The organism is Rhodococcus sp. KB6 (assembly GCF_001445685.1).
GTDB classification, from domain to species: Bacteria; Actinomycetota; Actinomycetes; order Mycobacteriales; family Mycobacteriaceae; genus Rhodococcus_F; species Rhodococcus_F qingshengii.
In genome coordinates this window covers 762,712-789,410 of sequence record NZ_LNAK01000134.1, presented here as the reverse complement: position 1 = coordinate 789,410, position 26,699 = coordinate 762,712, and the positions used below count along the sequence as shown (strand labels likewise).

At 64.6% G+C, this 26,699-nt stretch carries 1 protein-coding gene; it reads left to right on the top strand.

The window, feature by feature from the left end; translation table 11 throughout:
* The first annotated feature begins 122 nt into the window (after nucleotides 1–122).
* Nucleotides 123–26,699, top strand: a complete 26,577-nt coding sequence (locus tag ASU23_RS23475; protein WP_058038858.1) for a non-ribosomal peptide synthetase — start codon at nucleotides 123–125, stop codon at nucleotides 26,697–26,699.

Below are 26,699 nucleotides of genomic sequence, written 5' to 3'. Positions count from 1 at the left end.
CGCCACATGGTTTCCACTCGATATCGAGGCGGTGCGATGTTTCTCTTCATTCCCCGAGCCACACTTCCCGGCGCTGATCGTGGCAACGCTGATCGTCACAACGCTGTGTGGGGGTGGTCGTGATGGATACCGACAAGAGGATCGACCCGCTCACCGGATCGCGAAGCCTGCCGGCAGGAGCGTTCCCCCTGTCAGCGGTGCAGCGCAGCATGTGGTTTGCGCAGCAACTTCACCCGACGGTCCCGTACTTCATCGCGCAGTACATCGAGTTCCACGGCGATTTGGACATGCAACTGCTCAGTCGCGCCGCGGTGGAGGCTGCCCACGAGTTCGAATCACCGTTTCTACGGTTGATGTACCCGGATGGGGAGCCCTGCCAGATCGTGGACTTCACGATCGACCCGGGCATCGACTACTTCGACTTCCGCGAGCGTGAGAACCCTCGGCAGGCTGCCTCGGAGTGGATGGACAACGATTACGCGACGACGCTCGATCTGACTCGCGATCGTCTCGTCGAGATGACAATTCTTCAAACTGGTGATCGGGATTACCTGTGGTACACCAGGATTCATCACGTCGCTCTCGACGGATACAGCGGTATGACGATCGTCAATCGGATTGCGGCGATCTACACCGCAGCCGTCGAAGGTCGAGAGCCTGCGGTGAACAAGGCGCTCGACGTCACGACGCTGTCCGAGCTCGACCAGAAGTACCGCGAATCGAGTCGATTCGAAGCCGACCGCGAGTACTGGGCCCAGCGTGTGTCGGGCGTCGAACACGGTTCGACGTTGGCCACCCGTGAGGGACCCCCGACTGCACGCAGTGAACTTGTCAGTGCCGCGATGTCGACGAACAGCCTTGCTGCCTTGGACGAGTGGAATTCACGTTCCGGTGCAACTCCGGCCGCAGTGTTGATTTCGGCACTGGCGTGCTACCTGTCCCGCAGTACCGGCTACGACGACGTGCTGATCAACCTGCCGGTTTCCGCGAGGACGACGGCACCGCTGCAGCGGTCCGGCGGAATGCTGGTCAACGTCGCGCCGCTACACATCCACGTAAACCCGGACGAAAGTGTCGACGATCTGGTCGGGCGCGTGCAACTCGAACTTCTCGGTGCGCTTCGTCATCAGCGATGCAGCCTCGAGGACATCCGGCGTGATGCCGGTCTGACCGTCGGCGACGCGCGTCTGTCCGGCCCGATGATGAATGTGATGCTCTTCCGGCAGGAGATAACCCTCGGGCCACTGACCGGTGAGTATCACATCGTCACGTCGGGTCCGGTCGAGGATCTGCTGGTCAACGTGTACCAGAGCGGCGATCCGGCGCAGACGTTGATCGACTTTCGCGGAAACCCCAATCGCTACGGACACGACGAACTGGCCGAGCACCACCGGGCGTTCACCGAGTTGGTCGCAGAACTGACAGCAGCACCGGCCGGTACGCCGATGAACCGGATTCATCCGGCAAGTGCCGAGGTAGGGGCGCGCAGTGCACAGCGCAGGGAACTCGAGCGGTTCTGGGCGAGATACCTGGGGGACTCCGACGAGGGCTCCACACTGGACCTCGAGACACTGGGCCTCGAGCGAATCGACGCCGAATCGGAGCCCACCGGTACGAATCGGCTGAGCGTCCCACTCGATCCCGCGGTCGCCGAACTTGCGCGCACGGAAGGCGTCTCCCTCTTTGCCGTTGTCCATGCCGCATTTGCTTCGTTGCTGTCGAGATCGACCGAGCGCCGGGACGTGCTGATCGGAACGAGGACCGAGTGGGGAACTTTGCCCCTGCGCTGCGAGGTCGATCCGGCGGCACCGTTCGACGAGTTCGTGAGTTCTCTTGCTCGAGAACGCGATACGTTGTCGATTCGATCGGCGGCAGGTGTCCCCGCACTGCCCGAGTTGCACGTCCACCTCAACGACGGCTCGCAGGAGACCACGATTGCCGGCCTCGACGTGGCGATCGACGTCCACGCAGATACCGGCGCCCTCGAGGTTGCGTACTCCACGCAGCACTACGCCGAATCCACGGTCCGAGCCTTCCTCTCGCGACTGGTGCGGATCCTTGCAGGCGCAGCAGCAGCCCCGCGAACGCCGGTCGGAGACCTCGATCTCCTCGACGACTTCGAGCGTGAGTCCCTGGTACCGGCGCGGGGAGCGACCGCGTCCTCCCCGTTGACCCTCCCCGATATTCTCCGCCGGGCCTCGGCTGTGAACCCCGATGCCCCAGCGCTCGTTTTCGGTGATCGTGAGGTGAGCTACCGGGATCTCGACGCCGAGTCGAACACACTCGCCCGTGAACTGATCAACAGGGGAGTCGGCCCCGGCACCTATGTCGCCCTTGCGCTGTCGAGGTCTCTCGAATCGGTGACCGCGACGTGGGCGGTGGCCAAGACCGGCGGTGCCTTCCTCCCGATCGATCCGCACTACCCCGAGGATCGTGTTCGGCACATGCTCACCGATTCGGGAGCTGTAGTCGGAATCAGTGTGGGGGAGCACCACGGCGGGCTCGCCGATTCGGTGGATTGGCTGCTCCTCGACGAACTGGACACCTCGCACCATTCCGATGCACCGGTCGACGACGCCGAGCGGCGTACGCGCCTGAGCTACGACGATCCGGCATACCTCATCTACACGTCCGGCTCCACAGGTGTCCCCAAAGGCGTCGTGGTCAGTCACCGCGGGCTGAGCAGCTTCGCCGACGAAGAACGAGTCAGGTTCGGAGTCGAACCTGGAGACCGCACCCTGCATTTCTCTTCGCCGAGCTTCGACGCTTCGGTCCTCGAACTCCTCCTTGCCTTCGGGGGCGCGGCAACGATGGTGATCGCGCCGCCCACCGTGTACGGCGGCGACGAACTGGCACAGGTGATGCGTATCGGACGGGTCACCCACGCTTTCGTCACCCCGGCCGCGCTGGCAACAGTCGATCCCGCCGGCCTACCGGATCTACGAGTGGTCGTGACCGGCGGCGACGCATGCTCACCCGCGCTGGTGGATCAGTGGTCACACGGACGCTCGATGTTCAACGCGTACGGACCGACCGAAACCACCGTCGTCGCCACTCTGACCGGACCGCTGAGCAGCGATGTTCCCGTCACCATCGGGAAGCCGATGCGCGGAGCCGCAACCGTCCTCCTGGACTCGCGGCTTCAACCGGTGCCGATCGGTGTCGCCGGCGAGCTCTATGTGAGCGGTGTCGGTTTGGCGCGCGGGTACCACGCGCGTGCCACGATTACGGCCGAACGATTTGTTGCCGACCCCAACGGTGTTGCGGGAGAGCGCATGTACCGCACGGGTGACCTCGCGCGGTGGAACGGCGAGGGTGAGCTGGAGTACCTCGGCCGGAGCGACTTCCAGATCAAGATCCGCGGTTTCCGCGTCGAGCTCGGCGAGATCGACGACGTGCTGCGCCGCCACCCGAGCGTCGCACAGGCAGTCACCGCCGGAGTTGCGGGCCCGAGTGGGGAAACACTGTTGGCGGCGTACGTCACGGCGGCTGCGGGCACACACATCGACAACTCCGAGCTGGTCGCCCACGCGAGATCTTCGTTGGCAGCCCACATGGTTCCCGCGCGGATCGTCGTCCTCGACTCCATTCCGTTGACTCCGGCAGGAAAGATCGACAGGAAAGCGTTACCGGACATCGATTCTGTGGGCGGGTCGGCGGAATACCGTGCCCCCGAGACCTCGACCGAGAAGCGAATTTCGGCGGTGTTCTGCGATCTGCTCGGTATCACCCGGGCGGGAGCAGACGACAGTTTCTTCGACCTCGGCGGTGACTCGTTGATCGCGACCCGCGTCGTGTCGCGGGTCAACGGAGCTCTCGGAACGACGCTGAGCGTTCTCGACCTCTTCGAGGCGCCGACCGTCTCCGCTCTGGCAGCACGTGCCGACCTCGCGGACTCGCGGAACACACGTGCCCCGGCACTGACGCGTATCGATCGCCCTGACCGGATACCGGTATCTCTGGCGCAGCAACGAATGTGGCTGACCAATCAACTCGATCCGAGTTCGCCGGCGTACAACATTCCGATCGCGGTTTCGATGACCGGCGATCTCGACGTCGATGCACTGTTCACCGCGCTGCGGGACGTCATCGTTCGACACGAGATCTTGCGGACCGTTTTCCCCGAGAGTGCGCGTGGCCCCGTCCAGCACGTTCTCGGTGTGGACGAGATGTTCGATCATCTCGAGGTGGAAACGGTGCCTGCCGCAGCGACCTCGGCGCGGGCGAGTGAGCTCGCGCGAGAGGGATTCGACGTCAGCGAATCGGTGCCGATCCGCGCGACTCTGCTCGAGGTGAACGAACGCGAGCACACCTTGGTCCTCGTCGTGCACCACATTGCAGCAGACGGCCTGTCGATGGCGCCGCTGGCTCGTGACGTGATGGTGGCGTACGCCTCGCGGGCGAGCGGACGCGTGCCGGCGTGGCTGCCACTCGAAGTGCAGTACGGCGATTTCAGCGAGTGGCAACGCGGAGCGCTCGGTGAAGCGTCCGACCCGGATTCGATTCTTGCCGAGCAGTTGCGGTTCTGGTCGCACACGCTCACCGAACGCGGTGAGCTCGCGGAACTGCCGATGGATCATCCGCGCCCTGCGGGTGTCTCGCTGCGCGGTGACGATCTCGATTTCCGGATCGACTCCGCGACGTACCGCCGGGTCGGCGAGATCGCGGCGCGCAGCGATGTCAGCGTGTTCATGGTGATCCACGCCGCGCTGGCCGTCCTGCTCAGCCGAGAATCCGGAGCGAACGACATCACGATCGGCACTCCGGTGGCCGGGCGGAGCGAGCGCGCTCTCGACGACGTCGTCGGAATGTTCGTCAACACGGTGGTGCTGAGGACGGTTCTCGAGGGGGGACTCACCTTCGGTGAAGTTCTCACCCGCGTCCGCGACGTCGACGTGGCGGCCTTGCAGCACACCGAAGTGCCGTACGACGTACTCGTCGAATCCCTCGCAGACAACCAGGCGCCGCTGTTCCAGGTGATGCTGGTGATGCAGGGCGCCGCTCCCACCGAGGTCACTTTGCCCGAGCTCGAGGTCACGGTCGACGAACTGTCGACGGGCGCGGCAAAGTTCGATCTTCAGGTCATTCTCACCGACCGCGGCGACCATCTCGACGGCCAGTTGAACTACGCCAGCCAGCTTTTCGACTCGGACACCATGTCCGGCCTCGCTGATCGCTTCACGATGCTCCTCGACGCGGTAGCTGCCTACCCGGAATCCGTCGTCGGCGACGTCGATCTCACAGCTCCGGGCGAGGCGGAACTGGTCCTCGAGCGTTGGAATGCCACCGAACACGCCGTACCGATCACCACCCTCTCGGACCTGGTGGCGGAGCAGGCAGCCCGGACACCCGAGGGGGCCGCGCTGGTCTACGGCGAGCGGACACTGACCTATGCGGAGTTCGACGCGAGGGTCGGTGAACTTGCCAGAACCCTCATCGCCCGCGGGGTCGGCCCGGACATGCGCGTCGCGGTGTCGATTCGACGGTCACCGGAACTACTCGTCGCGGTCCACGCCGTGATCCGTGCCGGTGCGGCATACGTCCCGGTGGATCCCGATCATCCCGCCGAGCGCATCGCGTACGTCTTCGACATCGCGGAACCGATCTGCGTGCTGAGCCGGCCCCAGGACCACGGCGCTCTTCCCGCGCGAGTCCCGATCGTGGACGTCGATCTCGATCGTCAGGTGTCCACGACGGCGCCGATCACCGACGCTGATCGGCTCGGACCCCTGCGCCCGGACAATGCTGCTTACGTGATCTTCACGTCCGGATCGACGGGTCGACCGAAAGGTGTTGCAGTATCACACCGTTCGATCGTCAATCGCCTGCTGTGGATGCAGGACACGTACCCCCTTCACGCGTCGGACGTGGTGCTGCACAAGACCCCGGTGACCTTCGACGTCTCGGTGTGGGAACTGTTCTGGCCCCTGCAGACCGGCGCGCAGTTGGTGATCGCGGAACCGGACGGGCACCGTGATCCCGGGTACCTGTCGGCGTTGATTGCCGACAGAGGCGTCACGACGGCGCACTTCGTTCCGTCGATGCTCGCGGAATTCGTCGCTGCCGCGACTGCCGGGCAGTGTGCGAGCCTGCGTCAGGTGTTCTGCAGCGGTGAAGCCCTCGCGCCTACCACTGCGGAGGCGTTCACCCGTCTGAGTTCTGCGGGACTGTTCAACCTGTACGGACCCACGGAGGCTGCCGTCGACGTCAGCGCCGCCGAATTCACCCCCGACATGACCGTCACCGTTCCCATCGGTGCGCCCGTGTGGAACACCCAGCTCTATGTCCTCGACGGGCGGCTGCATCCGGTTCCGGTCGGCGTTCACGGCGAGCTGTACCTGGCGGGAGTGCAACTGGCGCGTGGATACCTCGGGCGCAGCGATCTCACCGCCGACAGGTTCGTGGCCGATCCGTACGGCCCTTCGGGCACCCGGATGTACCGAACCGGTGATGTCGTCCGGTGGCGCGCCGACGGGCTGCTCGACTATGTCGGTCGACGCGATTTCCAGGTCAAGATCCGCGGCCAGCGCATCGAACTCGCCGAGGTCGAAGCAGCGTTGCTCAGGCTGCCCGGTGTCGCGCAAGCTGCTGCTCTCGTCCATCACGACGACGTGGTCGGTGACAGTTTGGTCGGCTACGTCATCGCCGAGACCGGCACCTCGATCGACACGGACGGCCTACGCACCGAGTTGAGAGGTCTCCTTCCGGCCTACATGGTTCCCGCTGTGGTCATCGCCCTCGACGTGTTCCCTCTCGGTTCGACCGGCAAGCTTGATCGGAAGGCTCTGCCCGCGCCCAGCTTCGACAGCTCGCAGACGTATCTGGCGCCGCGAACACCGCTCGAAGCGCAGTTGGCGGCGATCTTCGAGGAACTTCTCGAATCCGGGGCAGTCGGTGTTCACGACAACTTCTTCGAGATCGGCGGAAACAGCCTCGTCGCTGCACGCGCTGTGGCGCGCGTGAACGATTCGCTGTCGTTGAACTTGTCGATCAGAGAGTTGTTCGACGCGCCGACCGTTGCGCAGTTGGCGGTCGAGTGCGCCACGGCTCGAGGGGGAGCGGCAGTCCTTCCGCTCGAGGCATTGCCGCGGCCACAGACGATCCCGCTGTCGCTGGCACAAAAGCGCATGTGGTTCGTCAATCAATTCGACGTCACGTCCGCGGCGTACAACGTCGCCATAGCGATCAGGCTGAGAGGCCGGTTGGACGTTGCCGTGTTGGAGGGCGCGATCACCGACGTGCTTACTCGCCACGAATCGCTGCGCACGCTGTTTCCCATGATCGAGGGAGTGCCGGCGCAGGTGATCGTCGAACCCGGTGAAACGTTGGGCGCGCTGCCGGTTGTCGCCGCAAACGCCGAAGCGGTACTCGGGGAGATCGAACGTCTCACCTCGAGGGGCTTCGACGTCACGCAGGCTCCACCGATCAGGGCCGAACTGATCGAGGTCGACGAAGAAGATCACGTCCTGACCGTGGTCGTCCATCACATCTGCGCCGACGGATTCTCGATGGCACCGTTGGCGTTCGACGTGATGAGCGCGTACTCGGCAAGGCATCGAGGTGAGGCGCCCGACTGGTCTCCTCTTCCGGTCCAGTACGCGGACTTCGCCATCTGGCAGGAAAGGGCTCTCGGTCGGATCGACGAAGCGGACAGCACTCTTGCCGGTCAGCTCGAGTACTGGACACGTCAACTGGCGAGTGTTCCCGAACTTCTTGCGCTCCCCGCAGATCGACCGCGTCCGCGTGTGCAGGATCTCTCGGGCGGCGTCGTTCGATTCGACATCGATGCCGGCATCCACCGCCGTCTGAGCGAAACCGCGATCGAACACCGAAGCAGTATGTTCATGGCGGTACACGCCGCATACGCAGTGCTCGTGGCGAGATTGTCCGGCATGGAAGACATCACGATCGGCTCACCGATCGCCGGGCGCGGAAATGCCCTGCTGGATCCGATGGTCGGCATGTTCGTCGGCACGTTGGTCCTGCGCGCCGACGTCGACCCCGCCGCCTCGTTCACCGATCTGTTGGCCAGAGTTCGCAGCACCGACCTCGACGCCTTCGCTCACGCAGACGTCCCCTTCGAGCGCGTCGTCGATGCGCTGGCTCCGGAGCGGTCGACGTCGCATTCACCGTTGTTCCAGGTGATGCTGGAGTTCAAGAACACCACTCGGCCAGCAGTTCGTCTGACGGATTTGGACGTCGAGGTCCTCGAACTCGAATCCGCCGTCTCGAATTTCGATCTGCAACTCACGCTTGCCGAGACCTTCGACGACGACGGCCGGCCGGCCGGAATCGAGGCCGGGTTCACCTACGCCAGCGCCCTGTTCGACGAGTCGACCGTCGAAGGTTTCGCTCGATACCTGGTTCGGATTCTCGGTGCTGTCACCGAATCACCGCACACGCCGGTCGGCGACATCGATCTCGTGAGTGATCTCGACACGATTCGCGCCGTCGCACCGGAACTTCCCGAGCAGGTTCACTTCTCGACGTTGCTCGAGCGGAAGTACGTCGACGAACCGCAGAGGACTGCACTGATTTTCGGCGACCGCCATCTGACCTACTCCGATCTGGACCGCCGCGCCAACCGGCTTGCACGACTGTTGATCAGCCGCGGGGTCGGTCCGGAATCCGTTGTCGCCCTGGCATTACCACGCTCACTGGAATCCGTGGTCGCGATCTGGGCGGTTGCCCGGTCCGGCGCTGCATTCGTACCCGTCGACCCGGCGTATCCCGTCGACCGCGTGCACCACATGATCAACGACTCGGGAGCGGGCGTCGTTCTCACCACCGCCGAGCATGTGGGTGTCGTCCCCGACGAGGCAGACGCCGTTCTGCTCGATCAGGCAAAGACACTCGCAACCCTCGAACAGATCGGTGATCAGCGGATAGATGCCTCGGAGCTGCTGGCTGCGGTGTCCCTGGACAACCCGGCCTATGTCATCTACACCTCCGGTTCCACCGGCGTCCCCAAAGGCGTCATGGTCACTCACCGTGGGCTTTCGGCACTCGCCGAGCAGGAACGCAGCCGCTTCCGCGTCGAGTCGACCTCGCGCACGCTGCATTTCAGCTCACCGAGCTTCGACGCCTCGATTCTCGAACTCCTGATGGCTGTTGGTGCCGGGGCCACGATGGTCATCGCCCCACCGAGCATCATCGGCGGAACCGAACTGACGAGTCTGATCGCCGACCAGCACGTCACGCACGCCTTCATCACACCAGCCGCACTGGCCACGGTCGATCCGAGCGGACTGAACGAGCTGGTGTGCATCGGAACCGGCGGCGACGTCTGCCCACCGGACCTCGTCGCCGCCTGGGTCAGCGATCACCGGATCATGATCAATGCCTACGGACCAACCGAATCGACGGTCGTCGCCAGCATCACCGAGCCGATGTCCCCGACCGATCGAGTGACGATCGGTCGCCCGTCGACCGGCATCACCGCGTGGGTCCTCGACAATCGCCTGCACCGCGTCCCGGTCGGAGTGACGGGAGAGCTGTACGTCAGCGGCGACGGACTCGCCCGCGGTTACCGAAACCGCGCCGGCACGACCGCCGAACGATTCGTGCCCAATCCCGCGGGCAGTGCGGGCACACGGATGTACCGAACCGGCGACCTCGCCAGGTGGAACAAGAACGGAGAACTCGAGTACCAGGGTCGAGGCGATTTCCAGGTCAAGATTCGCGGATTCCGCATCGAACTCGGCGAGATCGAGGCAGTTCTGGCTCGCTATCCCGGCGTTGCACATTCCGTGGTGACCACGCTCGAACGTGACGGAGGCGCCGCACGGATCGTCGGATACGTCGTGCCTGCCAACGACGCTCAGACTGTGGATCCCGAGGCCGTCATCGCGTTCGCGGGCTCGGCTCTGGCCCCGTACATGGTTCCTGCGGTCGTGGTCGTTCTCGACGAACTGCCGATGACTGCCAACGGAAAGCTCGACCGCCGAGCCCTGCCGGTTCCCGACTTGCGAGCAACCCAGGCACGCTCGCGGGCCGCCGAATCCGATACCGAACGCACGCTGGCCGCCTTGTTCGTCGATGTCCTCGGTGTCGAATCGGTGGGCGTCGACGACTCGTTCTTCTCGATGGGCGGCGATTCGATCATGTCGATTCAGCTCGTCGCCCGTGCCCGCGATGCCGGGCTCGTCTTCACCCCGCGTGACGTCTTCGAGGTGAAATCGGTCGCCGGTCTTGCGGTTTTGCTGGCATCGACCAAGGACGACGAACCCGAGGTGCTCGAGGAACTTCCCGGAGACGGCGTGGGCCACGTGCCGTTGATGCCGGTGGCTCAGTGGTGGCTCGACCGGCTCGGCTCCGATCTCCGAGGTCTCGATTCGTTCTCCCAAGCGACTCTTCTCAACGCGCCGCACGGGCTTCGCAGTGTGGAGCAGTTGACCGCGGCTCTTCAAGTTGTTCTCGATCGTCACGACATCCTTCGCGCACGCCTCGAGCTCGACGGCGAGCGCAGGCTTGTTGTCGGCGAGCCGGGATCTGTTGCAGCCGAGAATATTTGCCGGGTGATCGAGGTAGAGGCCGAGCCGGGCACCGCGGTGTTCGACGCGGCGATCGTCGACGCACTGGGCGTTGCGCGTCGAGAACTCGACCCCGGCCGGGGCGTGATGGTGCGGGTCGTCTGGTTGTCCGGCGTGCGCAACACCGGCCGGCTGCTCCTGGTGATCCACCACCTCGCCGTCGACGGTGTCTCCTGGCGCGTCCTCGTGCCGGAACTTGCGTCGGCTTTCCACCGCATCGATGCAGGCGAGGAACCGGAGCCGTCGTACTCGGGCACGTCGGTTCGTCGTTGGTCGCATGCGCTCCGCGACATCGCGCCCGATCGAAGAGTCGAATTGCCCCGGTGGCGTTCGATACTCGAAGGTGCCGACCCGCTGATCGGAACCCGGCCGCTGGACCCGCGGCTCGACACGTTCGATTCGGTCGGCCGAGTTGTCGCCGACGTACCCGTCGAACTGTCCGACACAGTCCTGACCACGCTTCCGGCGCTTTTCGGTGGATCAGTCAACGACGGTCTCGTTGCTGCTCTCGCACTGGCACTGACGCAGTGGAGGCAGGCACAGGGCATACGAACCGACAACGTACTCATCTCGATGGAGGGCCACGGACGCGAAGCTCACGTGGTGCCCGGTGCGGACGTCCTGCACACGGTCGGCTGGTTCACCAGCGTCTTCCCGATGCGGATCGACCTCGCCGGCATCGACATCGCGGAAGTGATGAGCAGCGCCCCAGAGGCAGCGGTGGTGCTCAAGCGTGTCAAGGAAGAACTCTTGGGTGTTCCGGACAGCGGCATCGGCTACGGAGTTCTGCGTTACCTCGACGAGGTGGGTCGAGCGGAACTCGAAGACCTCCGCCAACCGCAGATCTCGTTCAACTATCTGGGCCGTTTCTCCGGCACCGAAGCAGGAGAGTCACTGGGGGACTGGGCACTGGCCCGGGACGTCGATCTGGAAGCGGCAGCGCGGTCCGAGATGCCAGTGGGTTCGGTCCTGGACGTCAACGTCGTCACCACCGAGATCTCGGGCGCACCGCACATCGGTGCCACTATCGCCTATCCCACCGGCGTGCTGGCAGAGCGCGATGCTCGCGCCATCGCCGACCTCTGGGTGCAGGCGTTGCGCGCGCTGGCCACCTATGCCGAACACAGCGAACGCGGGGGACTCACCCCGTCCGACATCGATCTGATCGAACTGGACCAGGAGTCCATCGACCACCTCGAGCGCGAGTTCCCGACACTGACCGACGTCTGGTCCCTCTCACCGCTGCAATCCGGACTGCTCTTCCACGCCCGCTACGCCGAACACACTGTGGACGCGTACACCGTCCAACTCGCACTCGAACTCGACGGCGTCGACGCGTCCCGGTTGCACCGCGCCGCACAGGCACTGCTCGACAGACACGAGAACCTACGCGCGGCGTTCACGACCGACACCGGTGGACGATCGGTGCAGGTGATCAACGCAGACGTTGACGTGCCGTGGACCGAGATCGACATCTCTCCGTTGGCCCCCACCGAACAGGCGACCGAGATACGCGAGCTTCTCCATGCGGATCGGGTCCGCGGCTTCGACATGGCCACTCCGCCCCTGCTGCGGTTCCTGCTTCTGCGAACCGGTGACGACGCGTATCGGTTGATCCTGACCAACCACCACATCCTCCTCGACGGATGGTCGATGCCGCTGCTGGTCCGCGACCTACTGACGCTCTACGCGACCGACAGTGATCACAGTGCCATCCCACGCGTACACCCCTACCGGGACTATCTGAGCTGGATCAGCACTCGCGACGACAGCGTGTCGATCGAAGCCTGGGGCCAAGCACTCCGCGGACTCGACGACCCGACGCTGCTCACCGGAACTCACGCCGTCGACGAGGACGGCGCTACCTCACGCTCGACGACCACAGCGCTCGGAGAACGTGAGACGGAACTTCTGCGTGGATTCGTCCGCTCCCGTGGCCTGACGACAGCCTCCTTGATCCAGGTGGCCTGGGGAATCGTGCTCGCCGAACTCCTCGGCCGCGACGACGTCGTCTTCGGTGGAACCGTCTCCGGCCGACCACCCCAGGTGTCCGGCGTCGAGTCGATGGTGGGTTTGTTCATCAACACCGTCCCCGTCCGAGTTCGCCTCGATCCAAGAGAGTCCCTGGCGGCGCTGTGCGTTCGCGTCCAAGCGGAACAGGCGCGGTTGTCCGATCACCATCATGTCGGGCTTTCGCACATCACTTCGGCTGTGGGGTCCGCTGCATCGTTCGACACGCTGACTGTGTTCGAGTCGTATCCCGTCGACCGCGGTGGACTCTCCTCCGGCACCGACATAGCCGGAATGCACGTTCTCGACGTCCACGACGCCGAGGATGCCGCGCACTATCCACTCGCGATCGTTGCCTCTGCGGCAGACGGGCGACTGCGGCTCAAATTCGAGTATTTCCCGGGAGTCCTGGGCGATCACGACATCGACGCGATCGCCGACCGGCTGCTCCGCACCCTCGAGCTGATCACCGCGCAACCGGATCTCCCGCTGGCGAAACTGCGCCTGATGCCGGATTCGCAAGTGCAGCAATTGGTTCCCGCGCGCGGCCGGCAGGGCCGCTCGGTCAGGACACTCGATCGCATCTTTTCGGACACCGCGAGCAGATTCCCCGAACGGGTCGCACTGTCCTGTGGTGAGAGAAAGATGACCTATCGAGAGCTGGACGAGGCGTCGAACCAGTGGGCGCGCGTGCTCATCTCGGAAGGCGCCGGCCCGGACTCACGGGTGGCGATCTGTGTGGAACGCTCCTTCGAATCCGTCGCAGCGGTCTGGGCGATCACCAAGACCGGCGCCGCCTTCGTGCCGATCGATCCTCGCTACCCGAGTGACCGGATCTCGTTCATGCTCGAGGACTCGGCATCCTCGCTCGGATTGACCACGGCTGCCCACAGACCCGGCGACGGCGGTGTGACGAAGTGGCTCGAACTCGACGACCCGACGAGCAGCGCTCGGCTCTCCGGAGTATCCGCGGCGCCGCTACGCGAGGACGAGCGTCGAGGAACCCCGCGGTTGGAGAACACTGCCTACCTCATCTACACCTCGGGCTCGACCGGCCGACCCAAGGGCGTCGTCGTCACGCACACCGGTCTCGAGAACTTCGCCGACGAACAGCGTCATCGCTACGGTCTCACCGAGAATTCACGCGCACTGCATTTCGCCTCTCCGAGCTTCGACGCCTCCGTTCTCGAGTACCTGCTCGCCTTCGCCGTCGGCGGCGAACTGGTCGTAGCTCCCACCACCGTCTACGGAGGAACCGAACTGGCCGACGTTCTCCGCGAGGGACATGTCACCCACGCGTTCATCACGCCTGCAGCGCTGACGTCGGTGGATCCCGAGGGAATCGACGAACTGACCACCATCACGGTGGGCGGCGAGGCGCCCTCGGCGGACCTGGTGCGCACCTGGGCGCCGGGAAGATCGTTCGTCAACGTCTACGGACCCACCGAAACCACCATCTCCTGCAACCTCAGCGACCCCATCCCGGCCGGCGAGAAGGTCTATCTCGGACCGCCGAACCGCGGATTCAGCGAGGTCGTCCTCGATCGCAGACTTCAACCGGTGTCCGTCGGAGTTCCCGGCGAACTGTATGTCGCCGGAGTCGGACTCGCGCGCGGCTATCACGGGCGCTCACCACTGACGAGCGAACGATTTGTCGCCAACCCGTACGGCGAGCCGGGGGAGCGGATGTACCGCACGGGCGACGTGGTGCGCTGGCGCAGCGACCGCACCATCGAGTACCTCGGACGCAGCGACTTCCAGGTCAAGATCCGCGGCTTCCGTATCGAACTCGGCGAGGTCGACACGGCGTTGGGTCAGCTGCCCGGCGTGGAGTACGCGGTCACGTTGGCGGTGCGCGGACCCTCCGACGAGCAGGCCTTGGCGGCATATGTCGTCTGCGACGACGAACGCCGGGTGAGCGCCGAGGACATCCGGGCGGCGGCACGGGAGCTACTGCCGGCACACATGGTGCCCGCAAGCGTCGTCGTGCTCGACGAACTACCGCTGACCGGCGTCGGCAAGGTCGATCGGGCTGCTCTCCCGGCGCCTCGTTTCGACACCGATGCCGAGACACTCACTGCACCGGCCACCGAGTTGGAACGGCTGGTGGTGGGCGTTTTCGAGGACGTGCTCGGAGTGTCTCCGATCGGTATCGACACTCACTTCTTCGACGTCGGCGGAAACTCACTGACCGCGACCCGCGTCATCGCCCGCGTCAACGCACTTCTCGGCACCGACATCGGCGTTCGAGGATTGTTCGAGTCTCCGACAGTTCGGCAGCTGTCTCGTCTGGCGGAGAGCGTCGGCCGCGGCGAGAACCCCAGACCACCGTTGACTCGGCGATCCCGCCCGGACCCACTGCCCGTATCACTGGCACAGAAGCGGATGTGGTTCCTCAACCAGTTCGACGTGACGTCCCCCGCCTACAACGTTCCCCTGGCAGTGCGCCTCGACGGCGATCTGGACTTCGCCGCATTGCAGGCCGCGGTAGCGGACGTACTGGGGCGCCACGAGAGCTTGCGGACGAAGTTCCCCTCGATCGACGGACAGCCGGTTCAGCAGGTGATGTCCAGCGACGAGGTCATGCCGATCCTGGAGCCGGAAATCGTCACTGCTGCCAGAGTGTCCGATCGAATCCTCGAGCTGGCCTCGGCAGGCTTCGACGCCTCGGCCGAAGTTCCGATCCGCTGCGCGGTCCTGCGCGTCGACGGGGACGAGCGCAGGCACGTACTCGTGATCGTCGTCCACCACATCGTCGCCGACGGGTTCTCGATGAACCCCCTCGCAGCGGACGTGGCAGCGGCTTACGCGGCCCGCAGTGCCGGCAGTGCGCCGAACTGGTCGGAACTGGCCGTGCAGTACGGCGACTTCGCTGTGTGGCAGCACGAAGTGCTCGGCTCCGAGGAAGATCCGGACTCGGCTCTGACCCGTCAGCTCGATTACTGGAAGGACCGACTCGCGGGACTGGGCGAGCCGATCGCGTTGCCGACGTCGTTCCCACGTCCGGCAAAGCCGTCCATGGTCGGCTCGGTCCACCGGTTCGCGGTATCGCCGCAGACCCATCGGGCGCTGACCGACCTGGCACGTGAGCACGGCACCACCATGTTCATGCTCATGCACGCAGCACTGGCGGTACTTGCGGCGCGCCTGGCCGGTACCGAGGACATCGCCATCGGGACACCCGTCGCCGGCCGCGGCGAGGCCGAACTCGATCACCTGGTCGGTATGTTCGTCAACACTCTCGTGCTGCGAACACAGATCACGCCCGACGCGTCGTTCGAGGACGTCCTCGCCCAGGTTCGCGAAGGCGACCTCGGCGCGTTCCAGCACACCGATTTGCCCTTCGAAAGGTTGGTCGACGCACTCGACCCGGAACGCTCGACTTCGCACACTCCGTTGTTCCAGATCCTCATCGAGTTCCGCAACAATGCACTCCCACAACTCGAATTGCCGGGGCTGTCGGTCTCGGGAGTCGAGTTCGACCTACCCGTCGCCAAGTTCGATCTGCAACTCTCGGTCACCGAGCGTTACGACGCGGATGGCGGAACGGATGGCATCGACGCCGAATTCATCTACGCCACAGACCTGTTCGACGGTGACTTGATCGATTCGTTCTCACGCAGACTGCTCACCATCCTCGAGGCGGTCTCCCGAGAGCCGTCAACTCCTACCGGTGACATCGACGTCGTGAGCGCCGACGAGCGTCGACAGATGCTGACCGAGTGGAACACTCACGCCGAACCGGCTCCAGCGGACAACATCGCGGACCGATTCTTCGAGGCTGTTGCAGCACATCCGTCGTCGACCGCGGTCAACGACAGCGACGGCGCCATGACGTACGCCGAACTGGACGGGCGCGCTAACCGCCTGGCCCGACTCCTGATCGGCCGCGGTATCGGTCCGGAATCCGTGGTTGCCGTTGCAATGCCCAGAACCACCGATCTCGTGCTCGCCCTCGTCGCCGTCATCAAAACCGGAGCGGCATACCTGCCGGTCGACATCACCTACCCGGCCGAGCGCATGCGGTTCCTCTTCGACGACGCGCGGCCGGTATGCCTGGTCACGACCGGAGACTTCCGAAGCGACCTACCTTCGGAGATCATCGAATCCGGCATAGACGTCGTCGAACTCGGATCGCCGGAGATCGCGGTACGCCTCGATCACTCCGCGCCCCATCGCATCACCGACGCGGACCGGACGACACCACTTCTGCCCGACGCGATCGCGTACATCATCTACACGTCCGGATCCACAGGGCGCCCCAAAGGTGTCCAGGTCAGCCACCGAAACGTCCTGACTCTGATGGACAACACCGCCCCGACGTTCGGGTTCGACGACACGGACGTGTGGACGATGTTCCACTCGTACGCATTCGACTTCTCCGTCTGGGAGTTGTGGGGGCCGCTGCTACACGGCGGCCGACTGGTCGTCGTCGACTACTACACGACCAGATCACCGGACATGTTCCACGAACTGCTCCGCCGTGAGCGAGTGACGGTCCTGAACCAAACGCCCACCGCCTTCTACCAACTCGCCGAAGCCGACCGTGCGTACTCACCGAACGGCACCGGTCCCGACCTTGCACTGCGTTACGTCGTCTTCGGTGGCGAAGCGCTCGACCTCGGGCAGTTGCGCAAGTGGTACGACAGGCGGGCCGACACGGCTCCGACGTTGGTCAACATGTACGGGATCACCGAGACGACAGTGCACGTCAGTCGAATCGCACTCGACCGCAACGACAGCGAGCACGCGTCGGCGAGCATCATCGGGCGAGCAGTACCGGGATTGTCCGTCTACGTACTCGATCGGCGACTGAACTTGGTACCACCAGGTGTCGTCGGCGAAATGTACGTCGCCGGTGATCAGGTGACTCGGGGATACCTCGGGAAACCCGCATTGACTTCGGTGCGGTTCCTTCCCGATCCATTCGGTAGTTCGGGGGATCGAATGTATCGGAGCGGGGACCTGGCGAGGTGGAACGACGCGGGGCAGTTGGAGTACGTGGGCCGCAGTGATTTCCAGGTGAAGGTGCGTGGTTTCCGCATCGAACTCGGAGAGATCGAAGCCGCAATGCTCCGCTGCCCCGGCGTCGCTGCCTCGGTAGCACTTGTTCGAACGGAGGGAGCGTCACCGCGGATCGTCGGGTACGTGGTCGCCGAAACAGGCAGTACCGTCGATTCAGCGACGGTGACCGACTTCGTCGCCGCCGAACTCGCGGAGTACATGGTGCCCACCGCGATCGTCGTCCTCGAATCGCTTCCACTGACGGTCAACGGAAAGCTCGACCGACGCAGCCTCCCGGCTCCGGACTTCACCGTCACGGGAACAACCGAGGCGACGCGGGCGCCGGCCACCGCTACCGAAGCGGTCCTCGCGGACCTCTTCGCGGAGGTGCTGGGTCGGGGCAGTATCGGAGTGGACGATTCCTTCTTCGGTCTCGGCGGCGATTCGATCATGTCGATCCAACTCGTCTCACGGGCGAAGTCCGCAGGCCTCGTCTTCACTCCGCGGGACGTCTTCGAAGCGAAGACCGTGGCCGGCCTCACCAAGGTGCTCCTCATCGAATCATCGGAAACGGCACCGGTTCTCACGGAGCTACCCGGCGGGGGAGCCGGCCCGCTACCGCTCACGCCGATCATGGAGTGGCTCGTCGAACGCAGTCGCGGTGACCTGAGCACGATCCGCAGTTACAGCCAGAGTGCGCTGATCGCACTGCCCGCGGATGTCTCCGGCCCCGCGCTGGAACGAGCATTGCAAACGATCCTCGATCGTCACGACGTGCTGCGGGCGCGCCTGGACGCCGCGACTCACCAACTCGAGATCCGCGAGCCAGGGAGCATCACCGCCCCCGACATCCTGCGCCGAACCCCCATCGTGTCCACCAGCGGCGAAGAATTCGTCGCCGCTGCGGAAACCGCGATGCAGGACGCATCCAGCCGCCTCGATCCCGAGCACGGGAAGATGATCAGCGCAGTCTGGTTGGATCCCGTCAGCTCGAACGGCAACCGGGCCGAAGCCGGACGGTTGCTCCTGGTCCTTCATCACCTCGCGGTCGACGGTGTGTCCTGGCGCATGCTCGTCCCGGGCCTGGTCACTGCTTATGCCTCGGCGTTCGACGGAGAAACACCGATACTTCCGCCGGGTGGAACGTCGATACGTCGCTGGGCGACAGCGCTCGCCGAGACCGCTGCGCAGCGACGCGACGAGATCGACCTGTGGTCGAGAATGCGGACCGACGAGCCATTGCTCGGGGCACGCGGGCTCGACCCAGCCGTCGATGTCGGAGCCACCGTCGACCGCGTCAGCGTCGACGTTCCGACCTCCGTGACCGAGAACGTCATCTCGACGGTGCCTCAGCATTTCGGAGGCTCGGTGAACGACGGGCTGCTCGCTGCTCTCGCGATTGCCGTCACCGCCTGGCGTCGATCGCGCGGACAGCGCAGCGGGGACGTGCTCGTCAACCTCGAAGGGCACGGCCGCGAGGAGAACGCCGTACCGGGCGCCGACCTCTCGCGCACGGTCGGTTGGTTCACCACCTTGTTCCCCGTCCGGATCGATCTCACCGGACTCGATGTCGTCGATGCACTGGCCGGGGGATCAACCGCCGCCTCCGCCGTGAAACTCGTCAAGGAAACGCTGCTCGGCCTGCCCGACAACGGAATCGGGTTCGGCATCCTGAAGTACCTCGATCGAAACGAGGAACTTCGTGAGCTGCCCACGCCGCAGATCTCGTTCAACTACCTCGGACGATTTGCCGGCTCGGATCCCGAGCACGGCGAAGTGCCGTGGCTGCCGATCTCGGAAGTGACCCTCGACGAAGCGCACAGCGGCGAATTGGCCGCCGCGTCGGTGCTCGACATCAACGCCGTCACGACCGATACCGCACACGGTCCGATTCTGCGCGCTACGTGGTCCTTCCCCCGCGGCATTCTCAGCGAGGCCGAAGTCACCGAACTGGCGGAGCTCTGGGCCCGAGCACTGGGCGCACTGAGTGAATACGTGGAGGAACACTCCGAGCGCGAGCTCACGCCCACCGATCTCGATCTCGTCACCGCGGATCAACAGAGCATCGAACAGCTCGAGCGCAGATTCCCCGACCTGACCGACATCTGGTCACTGTCACCTCTGCAGTCGGGCATGCTCTTCCACGCCCAGTTCGACGAAACCGAAATCGACCCGTACATGGTGCAACTGACCCTCGAGCTCGGGGGTCGGGTGGAGGCGCCGCGCCTGCGCCGCGCCGCGCAGGCCTTGGTTGATCGTCATCCGAGCCTGCGCGCGGGATTTGTCTCCGCACCGGGAGGGCGGGCACTGCAGGTGATCCGTTCCGGTGTCGACATCGGCTGGGCCGAGATCGACCTGTCCGGAGCCGAAGACAGCGAAGTCGCGTTCGGTCAGCTGCTCGAACGCGATCGCGCTCATCGTTTCGACATGGAAACAGCCCCGTTGATCCGCTTCATGCTCGTGCGAATCGGACCGGACACAGCACGCCTCGTCGTGACGAACCACCACATCCTGCTCGACGGCTGGTCCACCCCGCTGTTGCTTCGAGACCTGCTCACTCTCTACGCAACCGACGGTGACCCCGAGATTCTGCCCCGAGTTCAGTCGTATCGCGACTATCTCTCCTGGATCTCGAAGCAAGAACCCGAGACTTCGCTACGGGCGTGGCAAGAAGCGCTACGGGGCGTCGACACGTCCACCCACCTCTCGAGGGCAGACACCGCCGCCGAAACCGTGGCAAGTGAAATCCACTCGTACTCGCTGCCGACCGAACGAGCCGAGACTCTTCGGGCGTTCGCGCGAAGCCGCGGTCTGACCATGGCGACCCTGGTACAGGTGGCATGGGGAATCGTGCTCGCCGAACTTCTCGGACGCGACGACGTCGTCTTCGGCGGAACGGTCTCAGGACGCCCACCACAGGTGCCCGGCGTGGAATCGATAGTCGGCCTGTTCATCAACACGGTGCCTGTCCGAGTCCGCCTCGACGCCCGAGAAACCCTCGCCGAACTGGCCATTCGCATCCAATCCGAGCAAGCGTCATTGCTCGACCACCACCACATCGGACTGTCGGACATCGCCGGAGCAGTCGGCGCCGCCGGTTCCTTCGACACCCTGACGGTATTCGAGTCGTATCCCGTCGACGAGACAGCCCTGACCGCCGAAACCGACATCGCGGGAATGCACGTTCTCGGCATCGACGGACGCGACTCGGCGCACTATCCGATTGCCGTGGTGGCGTCCGAAAGTGACACGCTGAATCTGAAGATGGAGTACTTGCCGACGCACTTCTCCGCCCGCGAAGTCGCCAAGATCACCGAGCGCGTGGGCATCGTCCTCGGGCAACTCGCCTCGGCACCGGATCAGCCGCTGGCCCGTCTGCAGGTTCTCACGGAGTTCGAGAGCCGTGATCTTGCGCCGGTCTTCGGCTCCCCGGGGCGCTCCGCGCGAACGCTCCCAGAGATTCTCGCCGACGTCTCTGCCACCTATCCCGACCGCATCGCGCTCTCGGCCGGCAGCCGTTCCATGACCTACGCCGAACTGGACCGGCGCTCGAACCAGTTGGCCAGAGCCATGATTCGCCGCGGCGCCGGGCCCGAGACGTCGGTTGCCATCGGCATCGAAAGGTCCGTCGAATCCGTACTCGCGGTGTGGGCGGTGGCCAAGACCGGCGCAGCGTTCGTCCCCGTCGACCCCACCTATCCGGCTGACCGAATCGAACACATGCTCAGCGACTCCGAGGTGTTGTTCGGGTTGACCGTCGTCGACGCCATCGACACACTTCCACCCATCGTGTCCTGGTTGGTGCTCGGAGAAGAGGCATTCGACGACGACGTCGCCACCAGTTGCACGCTGCCGATCACCCAGGACGAACGGCGTGCACCGGTGGTCATGGACAACGCCGCCTACGTGGTCTACACCTCGGGATCCACCGGCCGACCCAAGGGAGTTGTCGTCACCCACACCGGACTCGACAGCTTCGCACTCGACCAGCAGCGTCGATTCCACGCAGATCACCACTCTCGAACCCTGCACTTCGCCACCCCCAGCTTCGACGGAGCCGTCTTCGAGTACCTGCAGGCATTCGGTGTCGGAGCCACCATGGTGATCGTCCCGACCGACATCTACGGCGGCGCCGAACTGGCAAGTCTCATCCGCCGCGAACACGTCACTCACGCGTTCGTCACCACGGCAGCGCTCGCCACCGTCGACCCGGCCGGCCTGGACGAGTTCCGGCACGTCGTCGTCGGGGGAGAGACACTACCGCCGCATCTCGTCGGCCTCTGGGCTCCCGGACGAGAATTCGTCAACGCCTACGGCCCGACCGAGACAACCGTCATGGCAGACATCAGCGAACCCATGACAGTGGGCGCACCCATCACGATCGGTGGACCGATCCGCGGCGTGCACGAGATGATCCTCGATTCGCGCCTGCAACCCGTACCCGTCGGAGCTCCCGGTGAGCTGTACATCGCCGGCATCGGCCTGGCTCGCGGATACCACCGGCGTCCCGGCCTGACCAGCGAGCGATTTGTCGCCGACCCCTTCGGCAAGCCAGGCGACCGGATGTACCGCACGGGCGACATCGTCTCCTGGCGAAGCGATCACACCATCGAATACGTCGGGCGCAGCGACTTCCAGGTCAAGATTCGCGGATTCCGCATCGAGCTCGGCGAGGTCGACGCCCAGATCACCGCAATGGCGAGTGTCACGAATTGCGTGACACTCGGCGTCGACGGACCGGCCGGCGCCACAGTTCTCGCGTCCTACCTCACCGTCGAGGAAGGATCGACGCTGACCGGGGCAGAGATCACCGCGCACCTCGCCGGACGTGTTCCCTCGCACATGGTTCCGGCCAGCATCATGATCGTCGACGAGCTACCGCGCACCGCGGTCGGCAAGCTCGATCGAAAAGCGTTGCCGACGCCGGAGTTCACCGGAACCGGTGTGGAATTCCGGGCGCCCGGCACCAGCCTCGAACGTCGGATCGCCGATGCGTTCATCGACGTACTCGGCGTCGAACGGGTCGGCGTCGACGACAATTTCTTCGAGCTCGGCGGCAACTCGCTGATCGCCACTCGCGTGGTCTCGCGGCTCAACTCCGCACTGAACATCGACGTCGGGGTGCGCGTGCTGTTCGAGGCACCGACGACGGCTCAGCTCGCCGAACGGCTCTCCAGCGCTGTCACTGCCGTCGGCGCTGTGCCGCTCACTCCCATGGAGCGCAGTGGCAGCGTCCCGCTCTCGTTGGCGCAGAAGCGCATGTGGTTCCTGAACCAATTCGACACACGCTCAGCCGCGTACAACATCCCACTAGCTGTTCGCCTTACCGGTGACCTCGACGTCACGGCCATGCAACAGGCCATCGCCGACGTCGTCGAGCGGCACGAAACACTGCGGACGGTGTTCCCCGCCGTCGGCGGCGATCCGATTCAGCAAGTGCTCACCGTCGACGAGGCAGTACCGCCGGTCCGTGAAATGACGTTGGGGGAGGACGAGCTCGCGGAGCGCATGCAACGACTCGCCACGACCGGCTTCGACGTGTCGGTGGACCTGCCGCTGCGCGTGGCACTGTTCCGACTCGACACCGCTGAACCCGTTCACATTCTGTTTGTCGTGGTCCATCACATCTGCGCCGACGGATCGTCGATGGCGCCGCTCGCACGCGACGTGATGACGGCCTATCTGGCGCGTACGGCAGGGACCGAGCCCACGTGGGCGCCACTCGAGGTGCAGTACGCAGACTTCACGTTGTGGCAGCATCGCGTCCTCGGATCGGAAGACGACCCGGAATCCGTCATCAGTCGCCAATTGCACTACTGGAGTGAGCAACTCGCCGGACTCGACGACGTCATCGCACTGCCCGCCGACCACCCGCGACCCGTGCAACAGACCTTCCACGGTGACCGATTCACCTTCGACATCGACGCGAACACCCACCGCGCCCTCGCGGACCTCACCAGGGCAAACGGTGTCACGATGTTCATGGCGCTGCACGGCGCGCTCGCAGTGCTGATGTCCAAGTTGTCGGGCGCCGACGAAGTCACCATCGGCACACCGATCGCCGGCCGAGGTCAGGCAGCGCTCGACCATCTCGTCGGAATGTTCGTCAACACACTGGTCCTGCGAACCAGCGTCGATCCCGACATCACGTTTGCCGACCTGTTGGAGCACGTCCGGGAAATCGACCTGGCCGCATTCCAGAACTCGGACCTGCCATTCGAACGGCTCGTCGACGTCATCAACCCAACCAGATCCACGTCGTACTCACCGTTGTTCCAGGTCGCCCTCGAACTTCAGAACAACGAACCCGCACATTTCCACCTACCCGGCCTCGACATCGACGGACTGACCGTGGAAACCAAATTCGCGAAGGAGGACCTGGAGCTGATCGTCGACGAGAAATTCGACGAGTTCGGCATCCCGGCTGGGATGTCCGCAGCCTTCGACTTCGCAACCGATCTCTTCGAACCCGCCACCATTCGTCGGTTTGCCGACCGACTGCGCCTGATCCTGGACGCTGTCGGACGCGAACCCGCAACACGTATCGCCGACATCGGCATCCTCGGCGCCGACGAAACAGCTGCCCTGGTGCCGGCATCCGGTGCCGCCGCGACTCGAGCGCGGGTGTGGCCGGAGATCCTCGCCGAAGCAGTCGCCTCGAACCCGGATGCCCCAGCCCTCTCGAGTCGCGAGAGGTCGATGACCTACCGCGAGCTCGACGAGGAATCGACGAAGCTGGCGCGCGCGCTGTGTCGGCGCGGCGTCGGTCCCGAAGATTTTGTGGCGCTGGGTCTGCCGCGGTCCACCGCGGAGATCGTCGCGATCTGGGCGGTCACGAAAACCGGTGCAGCATTCTTGCCGGTCGACCCGAACTATCCCGACGATCGCATCAACCACATGCTCGACGATTCGCGGGCCGTACTCGGCATCACCGACGACGCTCACCGCAGTCAACTTCCCGACACGGTCGAGTGGATGGTCCTCGATGAAGCCGAGACCGTCGACGAGATCGACGCCCAGAGCGCAGCCGCGATCACCGATCGCGACCGCACGATCCCCTTGCATCACGGGCATCCCGCGTACCTGATCTACACCTCGGGTTCAACCGGGAAGCCGAAGGGCGTCATCGTCACCCACCTCGGGTTGTCAAACCTCAATGCGGAGGAACATCAGAGATTCAACGTCCAGCCCTATTCGCGGATCTCTCACCTGGCATCACCGAGCTTCGACGCCTCGGTCTTCGAACTCATGATGGCGTTCGGCAGCGGAGCGTGCCTGGTCGTCATCCCACCGACGGTCTTCGGCGGATCCGAGTTGGCCGAAATCTTTGCCGACGAACACGTCTCACACGCGTTCATCACTCCGACCGCGCTCAGCTCGATCGAAAGCTCCGCGCTACCCGAACTCCGCGTACTCGCAGTCGGCGGCGAAGCCTGCCCACCCGAACTCGTGGACATCTGGGGCCGCGACCGTCGCATGTTCAACGGATACGGACCCACCGAATCCACCATCCAGGCCAGCGTCAGTGAACCCATGCGGCCGGGCAAGGACATCAACATCGGACGACCGGCCATCGGCTTCGCCGGACTGGTCCTCGACGGGCACCTCAAGCCCGTGCCGGTGGGAGTCATCGGGGAGCTGTACGTGACCGGCCCCGGACTCGCCCGCGGATACCACAATCGTCCCGACCTCACCGCCGACCGATTTGTCGCCGATCCGTTCGGCGAACCAGGCCAGCGGATGTACCGCACGGGCGACCTGGTGCGCTGGCGCTCCGACAGCACCCTCGAATACCTGGGCCGCAGCGACTTCCAGATCAAAGTCCGCGGATTCCGCATCGAGCTCGGCGAAATCGACTCTGTCCTGATGGCACACCCATCCGTCTACTTCGCCGCCACACTCGGGCACGAAGCGCCGTCGGGGGAGACGATGATCGCCTCCTACATCCAGCCCGTGGAAGGACAGATCGTCGACGACTGGGAGCTTCGCCGCCATCTGTCTTCTCGCCTGCCCGCGCACATGGTTCCCGGCGCGATCGTCGTCGTCGACCGCATTCCGGTGACACCGGTCGGCAAGCTGGACCGCAAGGCACTGCCGACCCCGAGCTTCGAGCGACGCACGGTCCCGTACGCACCGCCGACAAACAACACCGAACGAACGGTCGTCGACATCTTCGAGACCGTGCTCGGGCACGAGCACATCGGCGTCGACGACGACTTCTTCGAACTGGGCGGAACGTCGATCGTGGCCACTCGCATCACCATCGAACTCGAGAAGCGTCTCGGGATGCGAGTGCCGTTGCAATCGCTTTTCCTGGACCCGACACCTGCCGGAGTCGCCCGGGCTGCCGACGGAATGGACGCACACTCGCCGGACGATTCGTCGGATCTTCTCGCCCCGATGATCACGCTGCGCGCCGGATCCGATCGTGCACCACTGTTCTTCGTCCATCCGGGTATCGGATTGTCCTGGGGTTACGCAGAATTCGTCAAGCATCTCGAGCTGGATCAACCCGTCTACGGTCTTCAGCTACCGTCCCTGAGCGGCGGGCCCAGCTTCGACTCGCTGACCGAACTCGCCGACGACTACGCGAATCGCATTGCAGCCGTGGCATCGACCGGCCCGATCCATCTGGCCGGCTGGTCGCTCGGCGGCGTGATCGCACACGCCGTGGCACACAGCCTCACTCGGAGCGGACGTGACGTGACTCTGTCGATACTCGACAGCTATCCGTCGTCGGATTCCGATCAGCCCGCAGAACTCTCGGTCTCCGAACTACTGGCCGGGCTCGCGATGCCGGCGGGATCCAAGACGGTCGAGACCTTCGAAGAAGCGGCGGAATTGCTGGAGCAGACCCTGGGTGCCGGAATCGGAATCGAAGCGGAGCATCTGGCGGGGATCAGTCGCGGTTACTCCCACTCCGTCGAATTGACGAATCGGCACCAACCGCCTGTCCACGTTGGAGCCATCGAGTTCTTCGTAGCCGGAAGATCTACGGAGAACGGACACGATGTCGCCGAATGGCGAAGGTTTGTAGAAGGGGACATCCGAGTCACCGTAGTCGATTGCGAACACAACCAGATGATCGAACCGGGTCCGGCGGCAACCATAGCTGTACGATTGCGAGAAGTTATCGCTCAGTGGGGTGTCTGA